This window comes from Peribacillus sp. ACCC06369 (genome assembly GCF_030348945.1).
Lineage (GTDB): Bacteria > Bacillota > Bacilli > Bacillales > DSM-1321 > Peribacillus.
Genome location: NZ_JAUCEN010000002.1, coordinates 5,101,011 through 5,122,907, shown reverse-complemented (window position 1 = coordinate 5,122,907; position 21,897 = coordinate 5,101,011). Strand labels below are relative to the sequence as shown.

Below are 21,897 nucleotides of genomic sequence, written 5' to 3'. Positions count from 1 at the left end.
CTGGGGATGGCTGCTTCTTTCTTATTCATTAAGCTACTTTAGCAACTTCGATTTCGATGGTAAGAGTGATTTGATCGCCGATTAGTACGCCGCCTGTTTCTAATGCTGCGTTATAGGTCAAACCATAATCACTGCGTTTAACTTTCCCTTTTCCACTAAATCCCGCTTTTTCATTTCCCCATGGATCTTTTCCTTGGCCTTCGAAGGTGATGGCGAAAGTTTCTTCTTGTGTGATTCCGTTAAGAGTCACATTACCTGTTACATCGTATTCATCTTCATTCGTTTTCACGATTTTAGTTGATTGGAATGTTAATGTAGGGTTTTTTTCTACATTAAAAAAGTCAGCGGAACGCAAGTGGTTATCCCGGTCTGCATTCCGTGTGTCTATACTGGCCACATCTACGGTAAAATCAATATCTGCAGTTGTTAGGTCCAGTGGATCTGCTGAAATGTTTGCCTCGAACTTATTAAAACTTCCTTTTACTTTGGCGATCATCATATGTTTTACAGAAAATTCAATAGCACTGTGAGTCGGGTCGACTGTCCACTTTGTATTTGTCATGGTTATTCCTCCTGATTATTAATCTCGAATATATATATCTTTAATTTGAGATATCTTAACTTAATGTAATTATAAGAGGTGAAAGTAGAAGTGTCAACTGAAAGTTTTCCTTATTTTAGAAAACGTGTAAAAACCCTGTGCATTTAAGGAGCACAGGGTTTTTCTTTTTAAGAAGGGTAAAAGCTAACTTTCTTTATTAATTGGCATGTTCATTCTCTTTTTGATTAGTCACCTTACTCGGCCAAAAGGCATGGCGGCCAAGAAGGGAGGTGATTGCTGGGACCAGGAACGGGCGCACGATGAATGTGTCCATTAACACACCAAGAGCAGTAATGAGCCCGAATTGAACCAATACTTGAATCGGAAGTGTGGCAAGAACGGAAAAAGTGGCTGCCAAGATTATGCCGGCTGAAGTGATGACACCGCTAGTTTCGGCAACGCCTTTTCTAATGGCCTGCTTGATTGGCATCGTTTTTTTCTTACGCCAAATGCTTGAAACCATGAAAATGTTATAATCTTCTCCAAGTGCAACCAGGAATACGAATGAATAAAGCGGAATTGTCCCCTCTATGGCATCCACACCCATGAAATAATGCAAGATTATCCAACCTAAGCCCATAGCTGCAAAGAAAGAGAGAATGACAGTTCCCATTAAATACACCATGGCTGTCACAGATCGCAAGTAGGCTAAAAGGAGCAATGAAATCAGGACGATGATGATCGGGATGATCATGAATTCATCGGCTTTTACGGTATCCCTTTTATCAAATTGTGTCGCAGTTTGCCCGCCAATCCAAACCTTTTCATCAACAGAAGAGATATTGGCGGCCTTCAATTCTTTCTCTGCCATGGTGCGGATTTCTGGAATTGAATCAATGGCTTCAATATCGTATGGGTTTATGTTGAATGTGACTTCATAGGACTTCAGATCTTTATTAGATTTACTTGTGACGGGATCAGCAACATTTTCAACGATATTCATCCCTTTTAATGCCGACGCTAAATCGATATCTTCACCATCCGTATCGACAACCACTGTGGCTGGTGCCAGTTCGCCTGGTGAATACGAGTCGGAAATGACGGAATAGCCTTCACGTGAGTTCATATCTTCAGGGAAAGAAGAGAGAATATCATATGAATATTTTATTTGCGAAGAATATCCAGCTAAAACACTGAAGATAATCAGGCATGTAAGAATGACGGTCCATGGCTTGGTTGTGACGATAGTACCAATCCAATTACCGATACGACCTGATTCTTTATGCTTTTTGACTTCTTTTCCCTTTTTCTTGGCCCGTGCTTCTTCCATTTCTGGAGTACGCGGAACGATTGGGAAGAAGGAAGCCCTGCCGAATACAGAAAGCAATGCCGGTACAAGGGTTAAAGCTGCCAGCATCATGATTAAAATGGACAAGCTGAATGGTACAGCGAAACGGTGATAGGCTCCGTATTTGGCTACAAGCAATGTTAGCAGGGAAATGACGATCGTAAGGCCGCTCATTGCAATGGCACCTGATGAATCTTTAAATGCTGCAATCATGGCTTTCCGTTTACTTTCATGATTCCTTAATTCACTTCTGTAGTGAGAAATTAAAAATAGACAATAATCCGTTCCGGCACCGAATAATAATACGGTCATGATTGAAATGGCCTGTGAATCGACTGTAATCCAACCATGGTCTGCCATGAATCCAAGGATCGGGCTTGTGACAATATAGGCGAAGCCTACTCCGATTAAAGGAATAATGGCTAAAAGCGGGGAGCGGTAAATGAGTAATAAGACAACAAGTACAAGAATTACGGTTGCTAATAGCAATTTGAAATCCGCACCTGAAAATAATCCCGTTGCATCGACGGATATCCCTACAGGTCCTGTCACTCGAAGGGATAATTCACCTGAATCTGTTGGTACCTTGAATGGGTCCGATCCAATGCGTTCAGATACTGTTTCATTAATGCTTTCAAGATTTTTTTCCAGAATGGCAGTTTCGGTCTTTTCTTTAAAGAAAAGCGGCTGTACGAAAGTCGTTCCATCTTCCGAAACCGACCCTTGCAGAGCAGGCAACGGAATTTCATGTAGCGGTGGTAGAAAAGATTGCTGGGACAGTGGGTTATCTGTAAGTTCTTTGGAAAGGTACTGGATTTCAGCCAAGTCGGCTTCTGTCAGTCCACCTTCCCGATGCCATGTAAGCAGGGCAGGTAATCCAGAAGATTTCGGGAATTCTTTTTTAATAAGTTCATCAGCCACGACGGAAGCTGAGTCTTCGGGCAAGTCAGCGGCATTATTTGTTGTTCGATCATTTACGGCAGGCAATGTGAAGGTTAAGAGAATTGCTACAATTATCCATAAAGCAATGACAACCCAACGACTGGTTTTTCCTGTCATCATCCTGCCAAGTCTTCCTATTATTGATTCGCCCAATGAAGGCACCTCGCTTTTTGAATTTTTTATCCTTATTTCATTATAATGGAGTGCTGTTGACTTATTCAAAAATGGGTATGCTGCCTCTAAAAAGCCTTGAATGGATGATTGCCATTCAAGGCTTTCATATCATTTTATGAGTTTAGAACAGACGAAGATTTCTTTTAAATCCATAGGAGCTTGCTGTAACGTTAACCGTTGTTGAATCGGTGCGGGCCATTCGATGATCGCGGGAAGGACACAAATATCAGGATTGCTACTAAAAGGTAATTATTCTTTCTTTCATAAAGCTCGCTCCTTGTCATTATTACTAGAAAAAATATAGTGAAGTTTCTTGAAACATTAATGAATAGTCAGCCCGTTTTTAATTCGATGTTATGAAGATATGTGTTGGTGTTGTGAAAATGAACTTATTCATATATGAGAAAAGCACTCATTTATCCAATTTCAATAAAGTTTGAAGATTGAAGAGTGAAATATAGGGAATAGGGAAAAGTATAGTTGTATTGTGGAATTAATTAACATAGGAGGGATTTTTTTGTCTGATAAATCAAAAAAAACAAATGATGAATCGAAAGAAACATTAACGAACAGGCAAGGGCACCCCGTAACGAATAACCAGAGTCTTAGAACTGTAGGAAACAGAGGTCCTAGTACACTTGAGAACTACGATTTCCTGGAAAAGATCAGCCACTTCGATAGGGAGCGTATTCCTGAACGGGTGGTGCATGCCCGTGGTGCAGGTGCACATGGTTATTTTGTTCCAACTGGTAAAGCGGGGGACGAGCCGATTTCAAAATATACGAGAGCGAAGGTTTTTCAGGAAGAAGGTAAAAAAACACCGGTATTCGTGAGGTTTTCTTCTGTTATTCATGGAGGGACTTCCCCGGAAACGTTACGTGACCCCAGGGGATTTGCCGTTAAATTTTATACGGAAGATGGAAATTGGGATCTTGTAGGCAATAACCTGAAAATTTTCTTTATCCGTGATGCCATGAAATTCCCGGATTTAATTCATGCCTTCAAACCGGATCCGGTCACGAATATTCAGGACGGCAGAAGGATTTTCGATTTTTGCTCGAGTTCCCCGGAAACATTCCATATGATTACCTTTGTGTTTTCCCCTTGGGGCATTCCAGCTAACTACCGCATGATGCAAGGGTCAGGGGTCAATACTTATAAATGGGTGAATGAGGAAGGCAAAGCCGTACTTGTTAAATATCACTGGGAACCGAAACAAGGGATCAAGAACCTGACGCAGCAAGAGGCTAATGAAATTCAAGCTACGAATTTCAATCATGCCACACAGGATTTATATGAAGCGATCGAACGCGGGGACTACCCGGAATGGGATCTCAACGTACAGATCATGAGTGATGATGATCATCCCGAGTTGGATTTTGATCCTCTTGATGACACAAAGATCTGGCCGAAAGATGAGTTCCCATGGCTGCATGTCGGTACGATGGTATTGGATAAAAACCCGGAAGACTACTTCACTGAAGTGGAACAGGCTGCATTCGGCACGGGTGTCCTAGTGGATGGACTGGACTTCTCTGATGACAAGATGTTACAGGGACGTACATTCTCTTATTCCGATACACAGCGTCACCGTGTTGGCGCGAATTATCTGCAATTGCCGATCAATGCTCCAAAGAAGCCAACAGCCACGAATCAGACGGGCGGACAGATGCAATATGAAGTTGGCAGAGGTAACCAAAGCCCCCACATCAACTACGAACCATCAACTGTAGGAGGTTTGAAAGAAGCCAAGCAGACGGGCAAGGAGCATACACCTTTGGTAGAAGGAAAACTTGTTCGTGAGACAATCGATCGCCAAAACAATACGAAGCAGGCTGGTGAAACATTCCGTGAATTCGAAGATTGGGAAAAAGACGATTTAATCTCCAATTTAGTGTCGGCATTGGCTCCTGCCGACAAGCGCATTCAGGAAAAAATGATAGCCCTTGCCGAAGAGGCTGATGAAGAGTATGGCCGCAGATTAAAAGAGGGATTAGCCTCGGCTTCTGAACATACGGAATCTTCAAAACCTATGGGTGGAACGGATAACCCAGAGGATGCAGTCAGAAAAGGACATGAAGCAGATCCATATTGATTGGTCTGAAAGGAAGCAAACTTCCCTTTAAAGGGTTTGCTTCTTTTTTTAATGGGCATAATTTATGGATGGGTGGAATGGTCTTCAGGGGATGCCGTCTAAAATCAAGCAGGAAATAGATTGGCAAAAAACTTCATAATCATTTAAACTGAAACTACTCTATTTTTCTCTTATAAAGGAGATGAAAAAATGATTAAAATTCTTTCTGCCCTTTTCCTTCCTTGTCTACTTGTCATGCTATTTTCAAGAGTCACCTATAACAATGTCGTTGGCCTTGTTTTAACGGTTGCCTTGATTACAGCTTCCGCATATAAAGGTTATACGCATACAAACTTATTGATCATCGTGGATGCCTTATCCCTGACTGTGGGATTTTGGTTATCAAAAAGAATGATGAAACAAACATCCAAGAGCGCCTGACATCAAAGGTGCTTTTTTTGTACTCAACTTGTCATTCCCCTCAATACCCATCGAGTCTATAAACAAAAAATAGAATGGATGTTCGCTTATCGCTGGTTTGTTTTGAGGCGATTGTGGTAGAATGTGTATATATACATTCTTAAACCGGAATAAATAGAAGGGATATAGCCATGTCCCGTTTTCATATAAAAATATTTCAATAGGAGGCTATGCTTGGTGAAGGATAAGTTTGAGTTAGTCTCAAAATACTCTCCTGAAGGAGATCAACCTGCAGCAATTGAAATGCTTGTCGAAGGCATTAAAGAAGGCAAGGAAATGCAGACATTATTGGGGGCAACGGGGACAGGGAAGACGTTCACCGTTTCCAATGTGATTCAACAAATAAATAAACCGACTCTTGTCATTGCCCACAATAAAACGTTGGCAGGACAGCTTTACAGTGAATTCAAAGAGTTTTTCCCAAATAATGCCGTTGAATACTTCGTCAGCTATTATGATTACTACCAGCCAGAAGCTTATGTTCCATCCACGGATACATTCATCGAAAAAGATGCAAGCATCAATGATGAAATCGATAAACTGCGTCACTCGGCTACCACTTCATTGTTCGAAAGGAAAGATGTCATCATCATCGCCAGCGTTTCGTGCATATATGGACTCGGTTCCCCGGAAGAGTACCGCGAGATGGTCGTTTCTCTCCGAACAGGCATGGAAATAGACCGGAATGCCTTGCTGCACAGACTCGTGGATATTCAATATGAGCGGAATGATATTGCTTTCCAACGGGGGACTTTCCGCGTTCGTGGCGACGTGGTCGAAATTTTCCCTGCCTCACGTGATGAACATTGCGTAAGGGTCGAGTTTTTCGGAGATGAGATTGACCGTATCCGTGAAGTGGATGCCTTGACTGGTGAAATCACCGGCGAACGTGAACATATCGCCATTTTCCCGGCTTCCCATTTCGTTACTCGCGAAGAGAAAATGAGGATAGCCGTTCAAAATATCGAAACGGAACTGGAAGAGCGATTGAAGGAATTAAGGGAAGATGAAAAGCTCCTTGAAGCCCAGCGCTTGGAGCAGAGGACCCGTTATGATTTGGAAATGATGCGGGAAATGGGCTTTTGTTCAGGGATCGAGAACTATTCCCGCCATTTAACGCTTCGCCCCTCAGGTGCGACACCTTACACTTTAATGGATTACTTTCCAGAGGATTTCCTTTTGGTCGTGGATGAATCACACGTGACCCTTTCGCAAATCCGGGGAATGTTCAATGGGGATCAGGCACGTAAGCAAGTACTCGTCGATCATGGCTTCCGTCTGCCGTCTGCAAAGGATAACCGCCCGCTAAGATTTGAAGAATTTGAAAAAAAGGTCCATCAATCCATATTCGTTTCGGCAACTCCGGGACCATATGAACTCGAACATACGCCAGAAATGGTTCAGCAGATCATCCGTCCTACCGGCTTGCTGGATCCAACGATAGAAGTGCGGCCGATTGAAGGACAGATAGATGACTTGATCGGTGAAATACAAGAGCGCGTCAAAAAGAACGAGCGAGTCCTCATTACGACCTTAACGAAAAAGATGTCTGAGGATTTAACCGATTATTTAAAGGAAATTGGCATCAAGGTCCAATACCTTCATTCGGAAGTGAAGACCTTGGACAGGATAGAAATCATCCGGGAACTGCGAATGGGCAAATATGATGTACTCGTTGGAATCAATCTTTTAAGGGAAGGCCTGGATATTCCGGAAGTGTCATTAGTGACAATTCTGGATGCCGATAAAGAAGGGTTCCTTCGCTCGGAGCGCTCGCTTATTCAAACGATGGGCCGTGCAGCCCGTAATGCCAACGGCCACGTCATCATGTATGCGGACCGCATCACGAATTCGATGGAACTTGCCATCAATGAAACGAAGCGGCGCCGTGAAATTCAGGAAAATTATAACAAAGAGCATGGAATAATGCCGCAGACCATTCAAAAGGATATCCGGGACTCCATCAGGGCCACTCACGTAGCGGAAGAAGGAGAAGCGTATAAAGAAGATCTTGCACCAAGTCTCGCGAAGCTTCCTAAAAAGGAGCGCGTAAAAGTGATGGCAAGCATGGAAAAAGAAATGAAGGAAGCGGCAAAGGCACTGGACTTCGAGCGAGCTGCCGAGCTGCGTGATTTATTACTAGAGTTAAAAGCGGAAGGGTGACGAAACATGGCAATGGATAAAATTGTGATTAAAGGGGCCAGGGCCAATAATTTAAAGAATATTGATATCACGATACCGAGAGACAAACTTGTCGTGCTGACCGGCTTATCCGGATCTGGAAAGTCTTCCTTGGCTTTTGACACGATTTATGCAGAAGGGCAAAGGCGTTATGTAGAATCACTGTCCGCTTATGCCCGTCAATTCTTAGGCCAAGTGGATAAACCGGATGTCGATGCGATCGAAGGCTTGTCGCCAGCCATTTCCATAGACCAGAAAACGACCAGTCGAAATCCGCGTTCAACCGTAGGGACTGTGACTGAAATCTATGATTATTTAAGGCTGTTATTTGCACGGGTCGGCAGGCCGACCTGTCCGATCCATAATATTGAAATTACCTCACAAACGATTGAGCAAATGGTGGACCGCATTCTTGATTACCCTGAGCGTACCAAGCTTCAGGTATTGGCACCGCTTGTCTCAGGCAGAAAAGGGACACATGCAAAAGTTTTGGAGGAAGTTAAGAAACAAGGATATGTCCGCATTCGTGTGAACGGGGAAATGCATGATCTTAGTGATGAGATCACTCTCGAAAAAAATAAAAAACATTCGATTGAAGTCATTATAGACCGGATCGTCATTAAAGAGGGTGTCATGGCGCGGCTTGCAGATTCATTGGAAAGTGCTTTGAAGCTCGGTGAAGGCAAAGTCATCATTGACGTCATGGGTGAAGAAGAGCTGCTGTTCAGTGAACATCATGCTTGTCCATACTGCGGGTTTTCGATTGAAGAGTTAGAGCCGAGGATGTTCTCCTTCAATAGCCCGTTTGGAGCCTGCCCGGATTGTGATGGTTTGGGGGCGAGGCTTGAGGTGGACCGTGATCTGGTCATACCCAATAAGGAATTAAGCCTCCGTCAACATGCTATCGCGCCATGGGAGCCGACGAGTTCTCAATATTATCCTCAGCTTCTTGAAGCGGTGGCCAACCATTATGGGATAGATATGGATATCCCCGTTAAAGATTTACCGGAAGATAAATTGGAGAAGGTCTTGCTTGGTTCAGGTAAACATAAGATATATTTCCGTTATAAAAATGATTTTGGAAGAGTGCAAGAAGGATATATTCCTTTTGAAGGAGTTTTAAGAAATATCGAAAGGCGCTTCAAGGAGACGAGTTCAGACTATATTCGTGAGCAAATGCAGAAATATATGTCAGAACATCACTGTCCAACCTGTAAGGGTCATCGATTGAAAAAAGAGAGTCTTTCCGTGCTCATTCAAGGGGTCCATATAAGTGAAACAACAGCTTTATCAGTGGAAGATGCGTTAGTATTTTTTGATGAGCTGGATTTGACGGAAAAGGAAGCTGCCATTGCGAGATTGATTTTACGTGAGATTCGTGAGCGGCTCGGATTCCTGGCTAATGTAGGTTTGGAATATTTGACTTTGAGCAGGGCAGCAGGGACATTATCAGGTGGCGAAGCGCAGCGTATACGATTGGCGACGCAGATCGGTTCCCGTTTGACGGGAGTCCTGTACATTTTAGATGAACCTTCAATAGGGCTGCATCAGAGGGATAACGATCGATTAATTGAAACATTGAAGAATATGCGCGAAATCGGGAACACCCTGATTGTTGTCGAGCACGATGAAGATACGATGCTTGCTGCGGATTATTTGATCGATGTTGGTCCGGGCGCAGGAGCACATGGAGGAGAAATAGTGGCCGCTGGAACTCCGGAAGAGGTCATGAATAATCCTAAATCCTTAACGGGCCAATATTTAGCAGGGAAGAAATTCATTCCATTGCCATTGGAACGCCGGAAAAATGATGGCCGCGTCATTGAAATAAAAGGTGCCAAGGAAAATAATTTAAAAAACGTTAATGTTAAATTCCCTCTTGGAGTCTTTACAGCCGTTACAGGAGTCTCGGGATCAGGGAAAAGTACATTAGTGAATGAGATCCTCCATAAGTCATTGGCTCAAAAGCTGAACCGGGCAAAAGCTAGACCAGGCGATTTTCGTGAGATCAAGGGAATTGAGCATTTAGATAAAGTCATTGATATTGACCAGTCACCGATCGGTAGAACCCCACGATCAAATCCAGCTACCTATACAGGTGTATTTGATGATGTTCGTGACGTTTTTGCCTCGACTAATGAAGCGAAGATTCGCGGTTATAAAAAAGGACGGTTCAGCTTCAATGTGAAGGGCGGCCGCTGTGAAGCATGCCGTGGTGATGGGATTATCAAGATAGAAATGCATTTTCTCCCGGATGTCTATGTCCCATGTGAAATCTGTCATGGAAAACGTTATAACAGGGAAACGCTTGAAGTGAAATATAAAGGGAAAAACATTTCCGACATTCTCGATATGACAGTTGAGGAAGGCGTTAGTTTCTTTGAAAATATCCCGAAAATCAAACGGAAGCTACAAACCATTTTTGACGTTGGTTTGGGTTATATCAAGCTTGGACAGCCTGCTACCACTTTATCAGGCGGTGAAGCGCAAAGGGTGAAACTTGCATCTGAATTGCATCGCCGTTCCACTGGGAGATCCTTTTATATCTTGGATGAACCAACTACCGGACTTCATGTCCACGATATAGCAAGGTTGCTCGAGGTCCTGCAGCGGCTGGTTGACAATGGGGATACAGTTTTGGTGATTGAGCATAATCTGGATGTCATCAAGACGGCGGACCATATTATTGACCTAGGACCGGAAGGCGGAGATAAGGGCGGAACGATCGTCACTTATGGAACACCTGAAAAAATATGTGAAGTTTCCGAATCATATACGGGAAAATACTTAAAACCTGTACTGACCCGTGATCAAATTCGCATGGAAAATTGGATTGAAGAAAAAGAACAAGAGCATGAACATGCTTAAAAGAACAAGCCATCCGGCTTGTTTTTTTGTAGAAAAATGACGGTGTGCATTTAATCAATCATTTGATTAAACAATAGGAAAACAGGATATTTCCGGGGAAATGATACATCTTTCCTTTTCGGAAATTGTCATTTTCCTTTGTCGAATGATGGGAAAAAGGGTATTTATGAAACTTTTTAGATATCTAGGCGTATGTATGAATAAAATGATAGAAGAAAGCGAGGAATGTTCATGCAGGAGGAAAGAAAGAAAATTTTAGAAATGATTCAGGATGGAAAGTTATCAGCGGAAGAAGCGATGGGTCTTTTGGAAGAATTGGATAAAGCCAGTCAGGAAAGTGAAGCTAAAGAGCAGAAATTGCAGAATGAATTATCGACGGTAGTCGTGGATAAGAAAAGCGAAGGAAGCACTCAGGATACGTTTAAGAAGAATATCCAGTCATCGAAAGAAAAGATTATTGATTTCGTTGAAAGTGCTTTTAAGAAAATCAAAGAAACGGACCTTGATTTCAATTTCGGGAAATCTGTGGAGGTCAGTCATATTTTTCAGCATGATTTTGATTTCCTCAATGAAGTTGATGTAGATATAGCAAATGGGAAAATAAAAATCGCTGCATGGGACCATAATGATGTCAGGGTTGAATGCCAGGCAAAGGTATACCGGGTGGAAGATATAGAAGAAGCTAGGAAAAACTTTTTGGAAGAAGTCGATTTTTCGATTGAAGATGGAAAGATGATGTTCAAGGTTCGTGAGAAATCCATAAAGGTCGATACGATCATGTACATTCCAAGGAAGGAATATGAAGTCATTCATGTAAGGATGTTCAATGGTGCAATCACGACTGAATCTTTGAAATCGGAGAACCTTAAAGCGAAGACAGCGAATGGTGCCATTCATATCATGCAGGGTACGGGTGATTCTTGTGAGCTTGAAACGGGTAACGGGATGATCACCATATCAGATACCAACTTTAATGACTTGGAAGCTGAGACCTTGAATGGGGCGATTAATGCCGATGGATACTTCAAGAAACTGGATGTCCAGACTTTCAATGGGGAAATCGTCTGTACGAATTCAGGGATGGATTGCGATTCAATCCATGCTAAGTCTATTACTGGGAAAGTCCAGCTGATCCTGCCACCAGGTAAGGCGATTGAGGGAGAGTTGAAATCTAATTTAGGAAGCTTTAATGTAACTTTAGAAGGGATGACCATCATCGAAGAGAAAAGTGATGTGGTTCAGAAAGTCCTTAAGTTTAAGACGGTTAAAGAAGAGGTTCCTGTGCTTCATGTTTTTGCAGAAACAAAGACTGCCGCGATAACAGTTTCCTGAAGAAGCAGAAAGCCTGCCAGACGGGCTTTCTGTTCGTAGACAAAAGGGGTTCTATCTAAATTTCAAAACAAAGTTTATTGGAACGTAAGGTACGAGACTCCTGCGGGTAAAGCGTGTCTAGGGAGACCCCGCAGGCGCAAAGGTGAACCGCCCGCGGAAAGCGAGTTCCTGGAGTGAAAATCAACGTTAAATTGTGCAAGACCTTAAAAAACTGTAGACAAAATCGATTGTCATCGAGTTGTCCACAGTCTGAAAGCCCGCCAATATAAACTGGCGGGCTTGCTTTTATTTTGGTGTAAGGATTCATGTATGTTCCTCTCATCTCTTTACTGGTTATGGGGCCATCCCGCGCCATCATCCGGGCGGAGTGAATAAAAAAACAATAAATCGATAATGCTTTGTTTGGTTATTAACAGAAAAATGCTAAAATAGAAAAAGTATCTCTAAAAATAGCATCGCTCCAAAAGGAGGAAAGATATATGGCAAAAGTCCGTACAAAAGATATAGTTGAAGCGTTCGGTCTAGAACTTATCAGTGGGGAAGAAGGAATTAACCGTCCAATTGTCACGAGTGATTTATCTCGTCCAGGACTTGAAATAGCCGGTTTTTTTGATTATTATCCCGCCGATCGAGTACAGCTTTTAGGCATGACGGAAATGTCCTTTTTTAATCGGTTGAATGAACCGGATCGAATACAGAGGATGGAAGAGTTATGCAGGGACTTTACTCCAGGCATCATCATTACGCGTGGTCAGGAAGTGCCGATAGAGTTGATAGAAGCTTCTGAGCGGGAATCCGTTCCTGTGATGAGATCTAATATGAAGTCAACGCGCTTATACAGCCGTTTGACGAATTTCCTTGAAAGTAGGTTGGCACCAACTACTGCTGTTCATGGTGTATTGGTGGATATCTATGGGCTGGGTGTGTTGATCACAGGTAAAAGCGGTGTCGGTAAAAGTGAGACAGCCTTGGAATTAGTGAAACGGGGTCATCGTCTCGTAGCCGATGATTGCGTCGAAATCAGGCAGGAAGACCAAGATACGCTAGTCGGGAATGCCCCGGATTTAATCGAACATCTTCTTGAAATAAGAGGGTTGGGAATCATTAATGTAATGACGCTTTTTGGAGCTGGTGCAGTCCGGAGCAATAAAAAGATCTCAATCGTCATCAATCTGGAACTATGGGAAAAAAACAAGCAGTATGACCGGGTGGGTCTTGATGAAGAAAAAATGAAAATCATTGATACGGAAGTGACGAAAATTACCGTACCTGTGCGCCCAGGTCGAAATTTAGCTGTTATCATTGAGGTGGCAGCCATGAATTACCGCCTGAAACGAATGGGAGTAAATGCTGCAGAACAGTTTTCAGATCGCTTGAATCATGCAATTGCAGATCCTGAACATGATGAATTTTAAAAGGTATATAGGAAAAGAGGGGACAATATGGAACAAGGAATACAACCGCTGAATCCAATAGCGATTGATCTTGGCCCTATTCAGGTTCATTGGTATGGACTGATCATCGGTTTCGGTGTGTTACTGGGTCTTATTATCGCTTTAAGGGAATCTGAGCGAAGAGGTCTCGATAAGGAAGTTTTTACCGATATGATTTTGTTTGCTGTCCCAATTGCGATCATTAGTGCCCGTATTTATTATGTCATCTTCCAATGGGAGTACTATTCACAAAACCCGGGGGATATCATAAAAATATGGAATGGCGGAATTGCCATACACGGTGCGCTGATTGGAGCGGTATTGACTGCCATAGTTTTTGCCAAGGTCAAGAAAGTCTCATTTTGGAAGCTGGCGGATATTGCTGCACCGAGTTTATTGTTGGGGCAGGCAATTGGCCGTTGGGGTAATTTCATGAATCAGGAAGCACATGGGGGAGAAATAACAAGGTCCTTCCTGGAAAATATGCATTTGCCTGAATTCATCATTAATCAAATGTACATAAACGGTACGTATTATCACCCAACCTTTTTGTATGAATCGATTTGGAATATCGTCGGTGTAATCATCCTCTTAAGTTTACGGAAAGTGAACTTGCGCAGGGGTGAACTATTTTTAACTTATGTATTATGGTATTCCATCGGCCGTTTTTACATTGAAGGTTTGCGGACGGATAGTTTGATGCTGACGGAGTCGCTGCGTATCGCACAAGTGATCTCGATTGTCCTGGTAGCTGTGGCCATTGCTTTAGTGGTCTATAGAAGGGTCCGTGGGCATGCAGACAAAAGATACTTAGATGCATAGGGAATATGTGTAAAGGGAGAGGGCATAGTGATAGTGGATTCGGTTAAAAGGGGACTTCTTTCCGGCTTGAATACAACTTGGTCTTTGGGTAAAGTGATATTTCCAGTTACTCTGATCGTCACTGTGCTTCAATATACGCCTGTACTGCCATTTATCATTAACTTGATAGCGCCTTTGATGAATCTCATCGGTCTTCCAGGGGATGCGGCAATTCCGCTCGTGTTAGGGAATTTCCTGAATTTATACGCAGCGATAGCAGGCATATTAACGCTTGATTTGACTGTGAAAGAGGTTTTTATTATCGCTACGATGCTATCTTTTTCACATAATCTATTGATCGAGTCTGGTGTGGCGATGAAAACCGGCGTCAAGCTGTGGATCATTTTAACAGTACGGATCGGGCTTGCACTTTTGTCAGCGGTCGTCATCAATCTTGTTTGGCAAGGCGGATCTGAAATGGCACAAGGAGTGGCTATCGGGGAGACGGCAGAGATTAACGGAGCGGGTGCAATCCTTATACATGGTGTAATCCAGGCCCTTTCCGGAATCGCCCAGCTGGCGGTCATCGTTATACCGCTTATGGTAGTGGTTCAAATCATGAAAGATTTAAAATGGCTGGAAGCCTTCTCAAAAGCCCTTGCTCCCTTTATGAAGGTCCTTGGGATGAAACCGAATGCTTCCATGCCGTTCGTTACAGGTCTGACTCTTGGATTGGCATATGGGGCTGGCGTAATGATTCAAGCAGCAAAGGAAGATAATGTCTCGAAGAAGGATATGACGATTGCATTCATCTTTTTAGTTGCCTGCCATGCTGTTGTAGAAGACACACTGATTTTTATTCCACTGGGGATTCCGGTCTTGCCGTTGTTACTTATTCGGTTACTCACTGCTATTGTTCTAACGATGGTCGTTGCGTATATTTGGAATCGGACTGACAGTGTACAGAGAAAGGAAGCTGTATATGAACAGTAACATAACTACATTATTATTTGATCTTGATGGTACGTTGATCAATACAAATGAATTGATCATCGCCTCTTTTACAGAAACTTTAAACCATTTTTGTCCTGGAAAGTTCAATCGGGAAGATATCATTCCATTTATCGGTCCGACTTTGGTTGATACTTTTTCTTCCATCGATCCAAAGCGAGTGGATGAAATGATCGCTTTCTATCGGGAGCATAATTGGAAAAACCATGATTTGCTTGTCACACAATTTGACGGGGTATACGAAACCGTTCAAGCATTGAAGCAGAGCGGCTATAAATTGGCAGTCGTTACGACAAAGAAACGTGATGTCGTCGAAAAGGGCCTGCGTTTAAGCAAACTGGATCAATTCTTTGAAGTGGTGGTCACACTTGATGATGTGCAAAATGCAAAGCCGGATCCAGAGCCTTTGGTAAAAGCTTTAAATCAACTCGGTTCGGTTCCTGAAGAAGCGATCATGATTGGCGACAGTTATCATGATATTCTTGGCGGGAAAAACACAGGTACAAAAACGGCAGGTGTCTCATGGTCCATTAAAGGCCGTGAATTTTTGGAAAGTTATCACCCAGACTATATGCTGGAGAAAATGGCAGATTTATTGAATATCGTTGAGGTTGAAAAGCTCACGGAGGCTAGAAGATGAGACGTACGTCCCGCTATCCAGTTGACGGGGCTAATTCACTATGGCATGTGTATAAGACCGTTCCTTTCTGGAAAGTCGTAAAGAACTTTGTGGTGATACAGCTAGCGCGTTATACGCCTTTTCTCGGTATGAAAAATTGGCTTTACAGGACTTTTTTACATATGAAAGTCGGAAAGCATACTTCGTTTGCCTTGATGGTCATGCCGGATGTGATGTTTCCGGAAAAAATATCAGTGGGAATAAATACAGTCATTGGCTATAATACGACGATTCTTGCTCATGAATATTTGATTCATGAATATCGTTTAGGAGATGTAGTTATCGGGGATGAGGTATTGATCGGAGCCAATTCGACCATCCTTCCAGGCCTTTCAATTGGAAATGGGGCGATTGTCTCTGCGGGGACGCTTGTCCATAAGGATGTTCCAGAGGGAGCTTTCGTCGGCGGAAATCCAATGAAAATCATATATACCAAAGAGGAAATGCTTGAGCGGGATCAGCAAACTTCCTTATGAAAAAGGACTTGCCCATTTATGCGGCAGGTCCTTTTTAATGGCATTTTGGATATAACGGACTCAGTTCATTTTTAGGTGATCTACTATCCATTTAAGATTTATGAATAGGGGGCTGAATAACTTCAGCCCCCATATCTCATTTGTTCATTTCCGTTTTCAATAAATCGGCAACCAATACGTACCGTTCTGGTGCACTGCCGATATATGAAAAAGGATAGCAGGTTGTTACTGTAAGTGTGGCTTTAGGTTTGGGAACGATCACGGTACGGTCATCTGCATCGACGATACGTACCTTCCTCACTTTATATGTAAACGTACCTGCTTCTGTCTTGGCAATCAGCAAGTCACCTTGACCGACTTCACCCAGATCTCTGAAAATAGTATCTCGATGACCGGATAAAACGGAATTATCCTTTTCACCAGGGAGGACAGACCCTGCATAATGGCCGACGCCCTTTTCGAGTTCATCCTCGTCCGTTCCGTGGTAAATTGGGAGAGTTGCCTCGATTTTTGGAATATAAAGCTCACCCATCAAATCACCTGTCTCCGGTCGTTCATCATAAAGTTCGCGCCCATCGGGAATATCTGCATTCGTCTTCATTTCGGGTAGTTTAGCCGTTGCCTCCGGTTCTGGGAGCTTAGCCGTCGCCTCCGGTTCTGAGAGCTTAGAAGTTACCTCGTTTGTATCAGACTTATTCCATTTATATATGGCATAGCCTTTTAACAGTGTATAGGCGTTTGTCGTTGTAAAATAAAAACCTATGATTAAAAAGCAAACAGCAGTGATGAGTAACCATTTTCTCTTATGCCTGGATTGCCTATTTTCTCTCATCTTAATTAGCAAGTCTCGCTTTTCTAATTAATCCGAAAGCGATGCCCATCATCACTAAACCGATTAAAGCACCGAATAGGTAATTACCAGCCGTTTTAGGAAGCACTCCGCCTTTTTCCGTTTTATGTACGGTTTTTACGGGTTTCTTCTTTTCCTTTTTTACATCAACCACTTTAGAAATGACCTCAGTTGACTGTTTAATGTCATTACCTGTTTCTTTCACTAAATCGGAACCGATCATTTCACCTGTCAATTTAAAATCGAGCAAAAGATTGCCGTTTAGATCATAAATGGAAACTAGTAAACTAGCATTCGTCAAATCCTTAAGCTGGAATAAAGCCTCAAGGGATAGGTTAGTAGTTACACCATCATGTATCAAGGCGAATTTGAATTGAATTTGCAGCAAACTTTGCAGATCATTATATATCGAAAGCAATTCAGCCACTTGCTCTGCAGACAATTCATCAATTGTTTCGAAATATTCGAGTTGATCCATCCTATCGGAAATGGCCATTAAGCGATCTTCAAAGGAAGGGTCCTCGACGATAGGTAAAAGATGGTTCATGAATCTGTCGAGCTCTTCGTCCGTAAGACCGATCTCAGTAAAGAGCCCGTCCATTAAATCGATGATCTCTTCATCATCATATTCCGTCTCTTCATCTTCATAACCCATTTCTAAATCGATGATATCTTCTATGTCGTAAATGAAGTGGAAGGTATCGACGATGGAATCTCCCTCTTCCAGTTCGCCGTATTCTACCAATAATTCCGTGAGTTCTGCTTCTGTCATTTCATATTCTTTAAGTAGATTCAATAAAGTCTCGGGAGTGACGGCAGGCCCTAATGTATCACGCAACTCTTCTACCGATTCCAGTTCATTCAATGTTAGGTCGTAATAGCCTAAATATTCTTCCAATTCTTCTTGTGTCATCCTAACTTCAGAAAGGTATGCATTAAGCTCATCCTGGTTGATCTTAGTGGCCGCAAAACCCTTTGTTCCGCTTAAACTAAGCGAAAAAAGAACAATAAGCGCCAAAAAAAATGAAAGATATCTCTTCAATTCCATTTCCCCCTAAAATTTTCTAATATATCCAAACACCTGAATTATTATAAAACAGCTAAACCAAAAGGTATACATTAATAACAATGAATGGCTAAAGATAGGAATAAATATCCGGGGAAAAAGGTATGAACCCTTCCGTTTGACCTTAAAACGATCATGAAGAAATATCAAAGAGCGTCGTGGGATTGGAGGCACTTTTTTCTTGACGTGAGGAAGGGGCAGGAGTAAACTATTAATAACTTCATCCCGCTACCATATTAGCGAACTAAAGTGATTTAATAGATTATTGAGATTACTTATATGATTATGACATTTTATTTGATACTATTTTTATATGTTATCTGAAATTTGGATTTAAGCGTGCAACCTTGGAAAGATAAAGGTATAAACAAAAAAGGAATAGTGGCAATGACATCGGTTTTTGCCTATAAGGCAGACCGATTGGATATATATAGTTTTCAATATTTCAAAAGGATGTGCAGTCGTGACAAAGCCATTTATGTTTGAGAAACCGTTAGGCATGAGAGATACATTGCCGGTGCTATATGAAACGAAAGTGTCGGCCAGAAATAAAATGAGTGATGAAATCAAGAAGTGGGGTTACCAATTTATTGAAACTCCTGCATTGGAATATTATGAAACGATTGGCGAGGCTTCGGCAATTTTAGATCAACAATTGTTTAAACTTCTTGATTCCCAGGGACATACGCTCGTACTGCGTCCCGAGATGACAGCCCCCATTGCACGAGTCGCAGCATCCAAACTGTTAAAACAGCAAATTCCGCTTCGCCTGGCCTATTCTGCGAATGTATATCGAGCACAGCAGCGTGAAGGAGGCCGGCCGGCAGAATTTGAACAGATTGGTATTGAGTGTATCGGGAATAAGTCAATAAGTGCCGATGCTGAAATGATTGCCCTGCTTGCTGATGTTCTAAAGGCTGCGGGTCTTCAGGATTTTAAGATTTCGATTGGACATATAGGATTTTTACAAGAATTTTTCTTAAGCATTTTAGGTACGGAGGAAAGAGCCTCTAAATTAAGGAAGTTTTTATATGAAAAGAATTATGTTGGTTTTCGGGAGCATGTAAAATCGCTGCCGCTTTCATCCATTGATAAACAGCGGCTTATCGAATTTACCTCCTTAAGAGGCAGTGAAGGCACCCTGAAAAAGGCTCTAGGGCTGATTGAAAATAATGAAGGGCAAGATTCTTTGGCTGAACTGAAGGAATTGTCTGCGCAGTTGAAAGAATTTGGCGTTGATCAATATGTGAGCTTCGACTTAACATTGGTCAGTCATATGAGTTATTACACGGGAACTTTATTTGAAGTGTATGCGGGACACGTGGGTTCGCCAATCGGCAATGGCGGCCGGTATGATAATCTGCTTGAAAAGTTCGGTTGGAATGCTTCTGCCACTGGTTTTGCAATCCGGGTGGATCGTCTTGCAGAAGCTCTTGGGGAGCCGATGCAGCCTGTCGCACCAGAATGTATTTTATTCAGTCCCGAACGGAGATTGGAAGCCATTGAATTTGCAAGAATAAAACGATCCGAAGGAAATTTGGTAACGATTCAAGATATTACAGTCGTTCAAAATGTCGATGCTTTTACAAGAACATTTTCAGAAGTGCATTTATTTGTAGGGAATGGAGGGAATGGAAAAGATGAATAATAGCTTTTTGACGATTGCGATGCCGAAAGGGAGAATATTTGAAGAAGCGGCAGAGCTATTAAGAAGGGCCGGTTTTCGTCTCCCTCCTGAGTTTGATGATTCCCGGAAATTGATCCTTGAAGTGGAAGAAGAGAATCTGCGTTTCATTTTAGCTAAACCGATGGATGTCGTAACCTATGTGGAACACGGTGTCGCTGACATTGGAATTGCAGGGAAGGATGTCATGTTAGAGGAAGAACGTGATGTATATGAGTTACTTGATTTGAAAATCAGTGCTTGCTATTTAGCTGTAGCTGGTCTGCCTGGTACGAAAATAAGTGACATCGCCCCCAAAATAGCCAGCAAATATCCGAATGTTGCCTCCAGTTATTTTCGCGAGCAGGGAGAGCAAGTCGAGATTATTAAGTTGAATGGGTCTATTGAGTTAGCGCCGTTAATTGGTTTAGCTGAACGAATTGTGGATATCGTTTCAACGGGGCGGACATTGAAGGAAAATGGTCTCGTGGAATATGCAAAAATTGCCGATGTGACTTCGAGGCTTGTGGCAAACCCTGTCAGCTATCGAATTAAAGAAGCAAGGATTACTGAAATTGTGGATCGGCTAGCAGAAATAATTGAACAGTAAAGAATCGCTAATGAGGTGAGCGTATGAAAATAGAACGGTTTGCAGAAGGGATTTCACTGAAACGCTCGGTCGATGCAGGTACTGCCGATCAAAGAAAAGCGGTTCAGGATATCATTTATGATGTCAGGAAAAGTGGAAACGCCGCTTTACATAGTTATACCGAAAGATTCGATGGTGTCAGTCCGGGGGAATTACTTGTATCGGAACAGGAAATGGAAGAAGCGATAGCGTCCTTAGCCACGGAGCAGCTTAATATTCTTAAAGAAGCTGCGAATAATATTCGATTGTTTCACGAGAAACAAATTAGAAATTCATGGTTTACTACTGACGATACGGGAACGATGCTAGGACAAAAATTAACACCTCTTGATGCTGTGGGTGTTTATGTACCTGGAGGCACAGCGGCATACCCTTCATCTGTACTGATGAATACGATGCCTGCAAAGGCTGCGGGAGTGGAACGGATCGTTATGGTATCTCCTCCAGGGAAAGATGGGAAATTATCGCCAGCGGTTTTGGCTGCTGCCAAAATTGCCGGTATTACGGAAATATATAAAGTTGGCGGGGCACAGGCCATAGCGGCACTCGCTTATGGGACGGAAACAATAAAGAAAGTGGATAAAATAGTGGGGCCGGGAAATATTTATGTGGCGTTAGCGAAGCGGGAAGTATTCGGGGATGTCGCCATTGATATGATTGCAGGACCAAGTGAAATAGCGGTATTGGCGGACGAGTCCGCCATCGCCAAAGAAGTCGCGGCAGACTTGCTATCACAGGCAGAGCATGATGCCCGTGCTTGCAGTGTTTTGGTGACGACGTCAGCGTCTCTTGCAGAAGATGTGGCTGCGGAAGTGGCCAAGCAGGTGGCGGTGCTTCCACGCCATGATATTGCTGCAGCATCCATAAAGGATTATGGAAGAATCATTGTATGTGGAAATATGGCAGAAGCTGTTGAAGCCATTAATGAACTTGCACCGGAACATTTGGAGATTGTGACCAATGATGCACTTGAAGTCATGGCTAAAATCAGGCATGCCGGGGCAATCTTCATTGGCCGCTTTAGTTCGGAGCCTGTTGGGGATTACTTTGCAGGTCCCAATCATGTGTTGCCTACAAATGGAACCGCCCGTTTTTCCAGCCCGCTTAATGTTGATGATTTCCAAAAGAAATCGAGCATCATCATGTATAGTGAAACGGCCTTCCGTAAAAATGCAGAAAAAATCGCGGCATTTGCCCGCATGGAAGGACTTGAGGCTCACGCCCGTGCCATAGAATCACGTGGTGTGAATGAATCCGGGAAATAGTTCCTGAATCCTTACGAAATAAGGGAAATACTTATATAAGACTTTTGAAAAGCTTTTTACATCT

The 21,897-nt window shown here is 42.7% G+C and carries 17 protein-coding genes; 13 read left to right on the top strand and 4 right to left on the bottom strand.

The features are described from left to right. Nucleotides 1-28: 28 nt before the first annotated feature. Entirely contained in the window at nucleotides 29-562 is a 534-nt protein-coding gene (locus tag QUF78_RS26055; protein ID WP_289326963.1) for a YceI family protein, read from the bottom strand. Between the two features lie 196 nt (nucleotides 563-758). Further along, complete coding sequence (locus QUF78_RS26050) at nucleotides 759-2,984, bottom strand: MMPL family transporter (RefSeq protein ID WP_483313897.1); 2,226 nt, start codon at nucleotides 2,982-2,984, stop codon at nucleotides 759-761. Nucleotides 2,985-3,522: 538 nt separating this feature from the next. On the opposite strand from QUF78_RS26050, the gene QUF78_RS26045 reads away from it, so the two are divergent. The 10 genes from QUF78_RS26045 to QUF78_RS26000 all read left to right on the top strand — a co-directional run bounded on the left by QUF78_RS26045 (nucleotide 3,523) and on the right by QUF78_RS26000 (nucleotide 16,340). Next, nucleotides 3,523-5,100: a catalase gene (locus QUF78_RS26045; RefSeq protein WP_370016797.1), complete on the top strand. Its 1,578-nt coding sequence runs from the start codon at nucleotides 3,523-3,525 to the stop codon at nucleotides 5,098-5,100. A gap of 189 nt (nucleotides 5,101-5,289) precedes the next feature. Next, entirely contained in the window at nucleotides 5,290-5,520 is a 231-nt protein-coding gene (locus QUF78_RS26040; protein ID WP_289326962.1) for a CsbA family protein, read from the top strand. Nucleotides 5,521-5,736: 216 nt separating this feature from the next. After that, nucleotides 5,737-7,722: an excinuclease ABC subunit UvrB gene (gene uvrB, locus QUF78_RS26035; RefSeq protein ID WP_289326961.1), complete on the top strand. Its 1,986-nt coding sequence runs from the start codon at nucleotides 5,737-5,739 to the stop codon at nucleotides 7,720-7,722. Between the two features lie 6 nt (nucleotides 7,723-7,728). Further along, entirely contained in the window at nucleotides 7,729-10,608 is a 2,880-nt protein-coding gene (uvrA, locus tag QUF78_RS26030) for an excinuclease ABC subunit UvrA (RefSeq protein ID WP_289326960.1), read from the top strand. Between the two features lie 231 nt (nucleotides 10,609-10,839). Beyond that, nucleotides 10,840-11,940, top strand: coding sequence for a DUF4097 family beta strand repeat-containing protein (locus tag QUF78_RS26025; RefSeq protein ID WP_289326959.1), 1,101 nt, complete (start codon nucleotides 10,840-10,842; stop codon nucleotides 11,938-11,940). A gap of 479 nt (nucleotides 11,941-12,419) precedes the next feature. Then, the gene (gene hprK / locus QUF78_RS26020) at nucleotides 12,420-13,355 is read left to right on the top strand and encodes an HPr(Ser) kinase/phosphatase (RefSeq protein ID WP_289326958.1); all 936 of its coding nucleotides are present in this window, start codon (nucleotides 12,420-12,422) and stop codon (nucleotides 13,353-13,355) included. Between the two features lie 27 nt (nucleotides 13,356-13,382). Then, a complete protein-coding gene (gene lgt, locus QUF78_RS26015; RefSeq protein WP_289326957.1) occupies nucleotides 13,383-14,195 on the top strand; it encodes a prolipoprotein diacylglyceryl transferase in 813 nt (270 codons plus the stop codon). A 27-nt stretch (nucleotides 14,196-14,222) separates the two neighbouring features. Beyond that, nucleotides 14,223-15,167, top strand: a complete 945-nt coding sequence (locus QUF78_RS26010; protein WP_289326956.1) for a nucleoside recognition domain-containing protein — start codon at nucleotides 14,223-14,225, stop codon at nucleotides 15,165-15,167. Further along, entirely contained in the window at nucleotides 15,157-15,825 is a 669-nt protein-coding gene (ppaX, locus tag QUF78_RS26005) for a pyrophosphatase PpaX (RefSeq protein WP_289326955.1), read from the top strand. The genes QUF78_RS26010 and ppaX overlap by 11 nt, the downstream gene beginning before the upstream one ends. Then, nucleotides 15,822-16,340, top strand: coding sequence for an acyltransferase (locus QUF78_RS26000; protein ID WP_289326954.1), 519 nt, complete (start codon nucleotides 15,822-15,824; stop codon nucleotides 16,338-16,340). Before ppaX ends, QUF78_RS26000 begins: the two co-directional genes overlap by 4 nt. A 136-nt stretch (nucleotides 16,341-16,476) precedes the next feature. Here QUF78_RS26000 and QUF78_RS25995 read toward each other — a convergent pair whose 3' ends face one another. Then, on the bottom strand, nucleotides 16,477-17,172 hold the full coding sequence (locus QUF78_RS25995; protein ID WP_289326953.1) for a class D sortase: 696 nt from the start codon (nucleotides 17,170-17,172) through the stop codon (nucleotides 16,477-16,479). 1 nt (nucleotide 17,173) lies between these two features. Continuing rightward, nucleotides 17,174-18,232 (bottom strand): processed acidic surface protein, encoded by a 1,059-nt coding sequence (locus QUF78_RS25990; RefSeq protein WP_289326952.1) that lies wholly within the window; start codon nucleotides 18,230-18,232, stop codon nucleotides 17,174-17,176. Between the two features lie 487 nt (nucleotides 18,233-18,719). On the opposite strand from QUF78_RS25990, the gene QUF78_RS25985 reads away from it, so the two are divergent. From QUF78_RS25985 to hisD, 3 genes are read left to right on the top strand one after another with little or no spacing between them, the layout of a single operon-like run. Then, nucleotides 18,720-19,904 (top strand): ATP phosphoribosyltransferase regulatory subunit, encoded by a 1,185-nt coding sequence (locus QUF78_RS25985; protein ID WP_289314414.1) that lies wholly within the window; start codon nucleotides 18,720-18,722, stop codon nucleotides 19,902-19,904. Beyond that, nucleotides 19,897-20,529: an ATP phosphoribosyltransferase gene (hisG, locus tag QUF78_RS25980; RefSeq protein ID WP_289318267.1), complete on the top strand. Its 633-nt coding sequence runs from the start codon at nucleotides 19,897-19,899 to the stop codon at nucleotides 20,527-20,529. Before QUF78_RS25985 ends, hisG begins: the two co-directional genes overlap by 8 nt. Nucleotides 20,530-20,552: 23 nt before the next feature. Further along, nucleotides 20,553-21,833 (top strand): histidinol dehydrogenase, encoded by a 1,281-nt coding sequence (gene hisD, locus QUF78_RS25975; RefSeq protein ID WP_289326951.1) that lies wholly within the window; start codon nucleotides 20,553-20,555, stop codon nucleotides 21,831-21,833. The last annotated feature ends 64 nt before the right edge of the window (nucleotides 21,834-21,897 follow it).

What these genes read in the sequence shown, in the direction of transcription:
- QUF78_RS26040 (WP_289326962.1), top strand. Translation starts at nt 5,290, where the DNA reads ATGATTAAAATTCTTTCTGCCCTTTTCCTTCCTTGTCTACTTGTCATG.
- QUF78_RS26055 (WP_289326963.1), bottom strand. Translation starts at nt 562, where the DNA reads ATGACAAATACAAAGTGGACAGTCGACCCGACTCACAGTGCTATTGAA.
- QUF78_RS26000 (WP_289326954.1), top strand. Translation starts at nt 15,822, where the DNA reads ATGAGACGTACGTCCCGCTATCCAGTTGACGGGGCTAATTCACTATGG.
- QUF78_RS25995 (WP_289326953.1), bottom strand. Translation starts at nt 17,172, where the DNA reads ATGAGAGAAAATAGGCAATCCAGGCATAAGAGAAAATGGTTACTCATC.
- uvrA (WP_289326960.1), top strand. Translation starts at nt 7,729, where the DNA reads ATGGCAATGGATAAAATTGTGATTAAAGGGGCCAGGGCCAATAATTTA.
- hisD (WP_289326951.1), top strand. Translation starts at nt 20,553, where the DNA reads ATGAAAATAGAACGGTTTGCAGAAGGGATTTCACTGAAACGCTCGGTC.
- lgt (WP_289326957.1), top strand. Translation starts at nt 13,383, where the DNA reads ATGGAACAAGGAATACAACCGCTGAATCCAATAGCGATTGATCTTGGC.
- hisG (WP_289318267.1), top strand. Translation starts at nt 19,897, where the DNA reads ATGAATAATAGCTTTTTGACGATTGCGATGCCGAAAGGGAGAATATTT.
- QUF78_RS26025 (WP_289326959.1), top strand. Translation starts at nt 10,840, where the DNA reads ATGCAGGAGGAAAGAAAGAAAATTTTAGAAATGATTCAGGATGGAAAG.
- ppaX (WP_289326955.1), top strand. Translation starts at nt 15,157, where the DNA reads ATGAACAGTAACATAACTACATTATTATTTGATCTTGATGGTACGTTG.
- hprK (WP_289326958.1), top strand. Translation starts at nt 12,420, where the DNA reads ATGGCAAAAGTCCGTACAAAAGATATAGTTGAAGCGTTCGGTCTAGAA.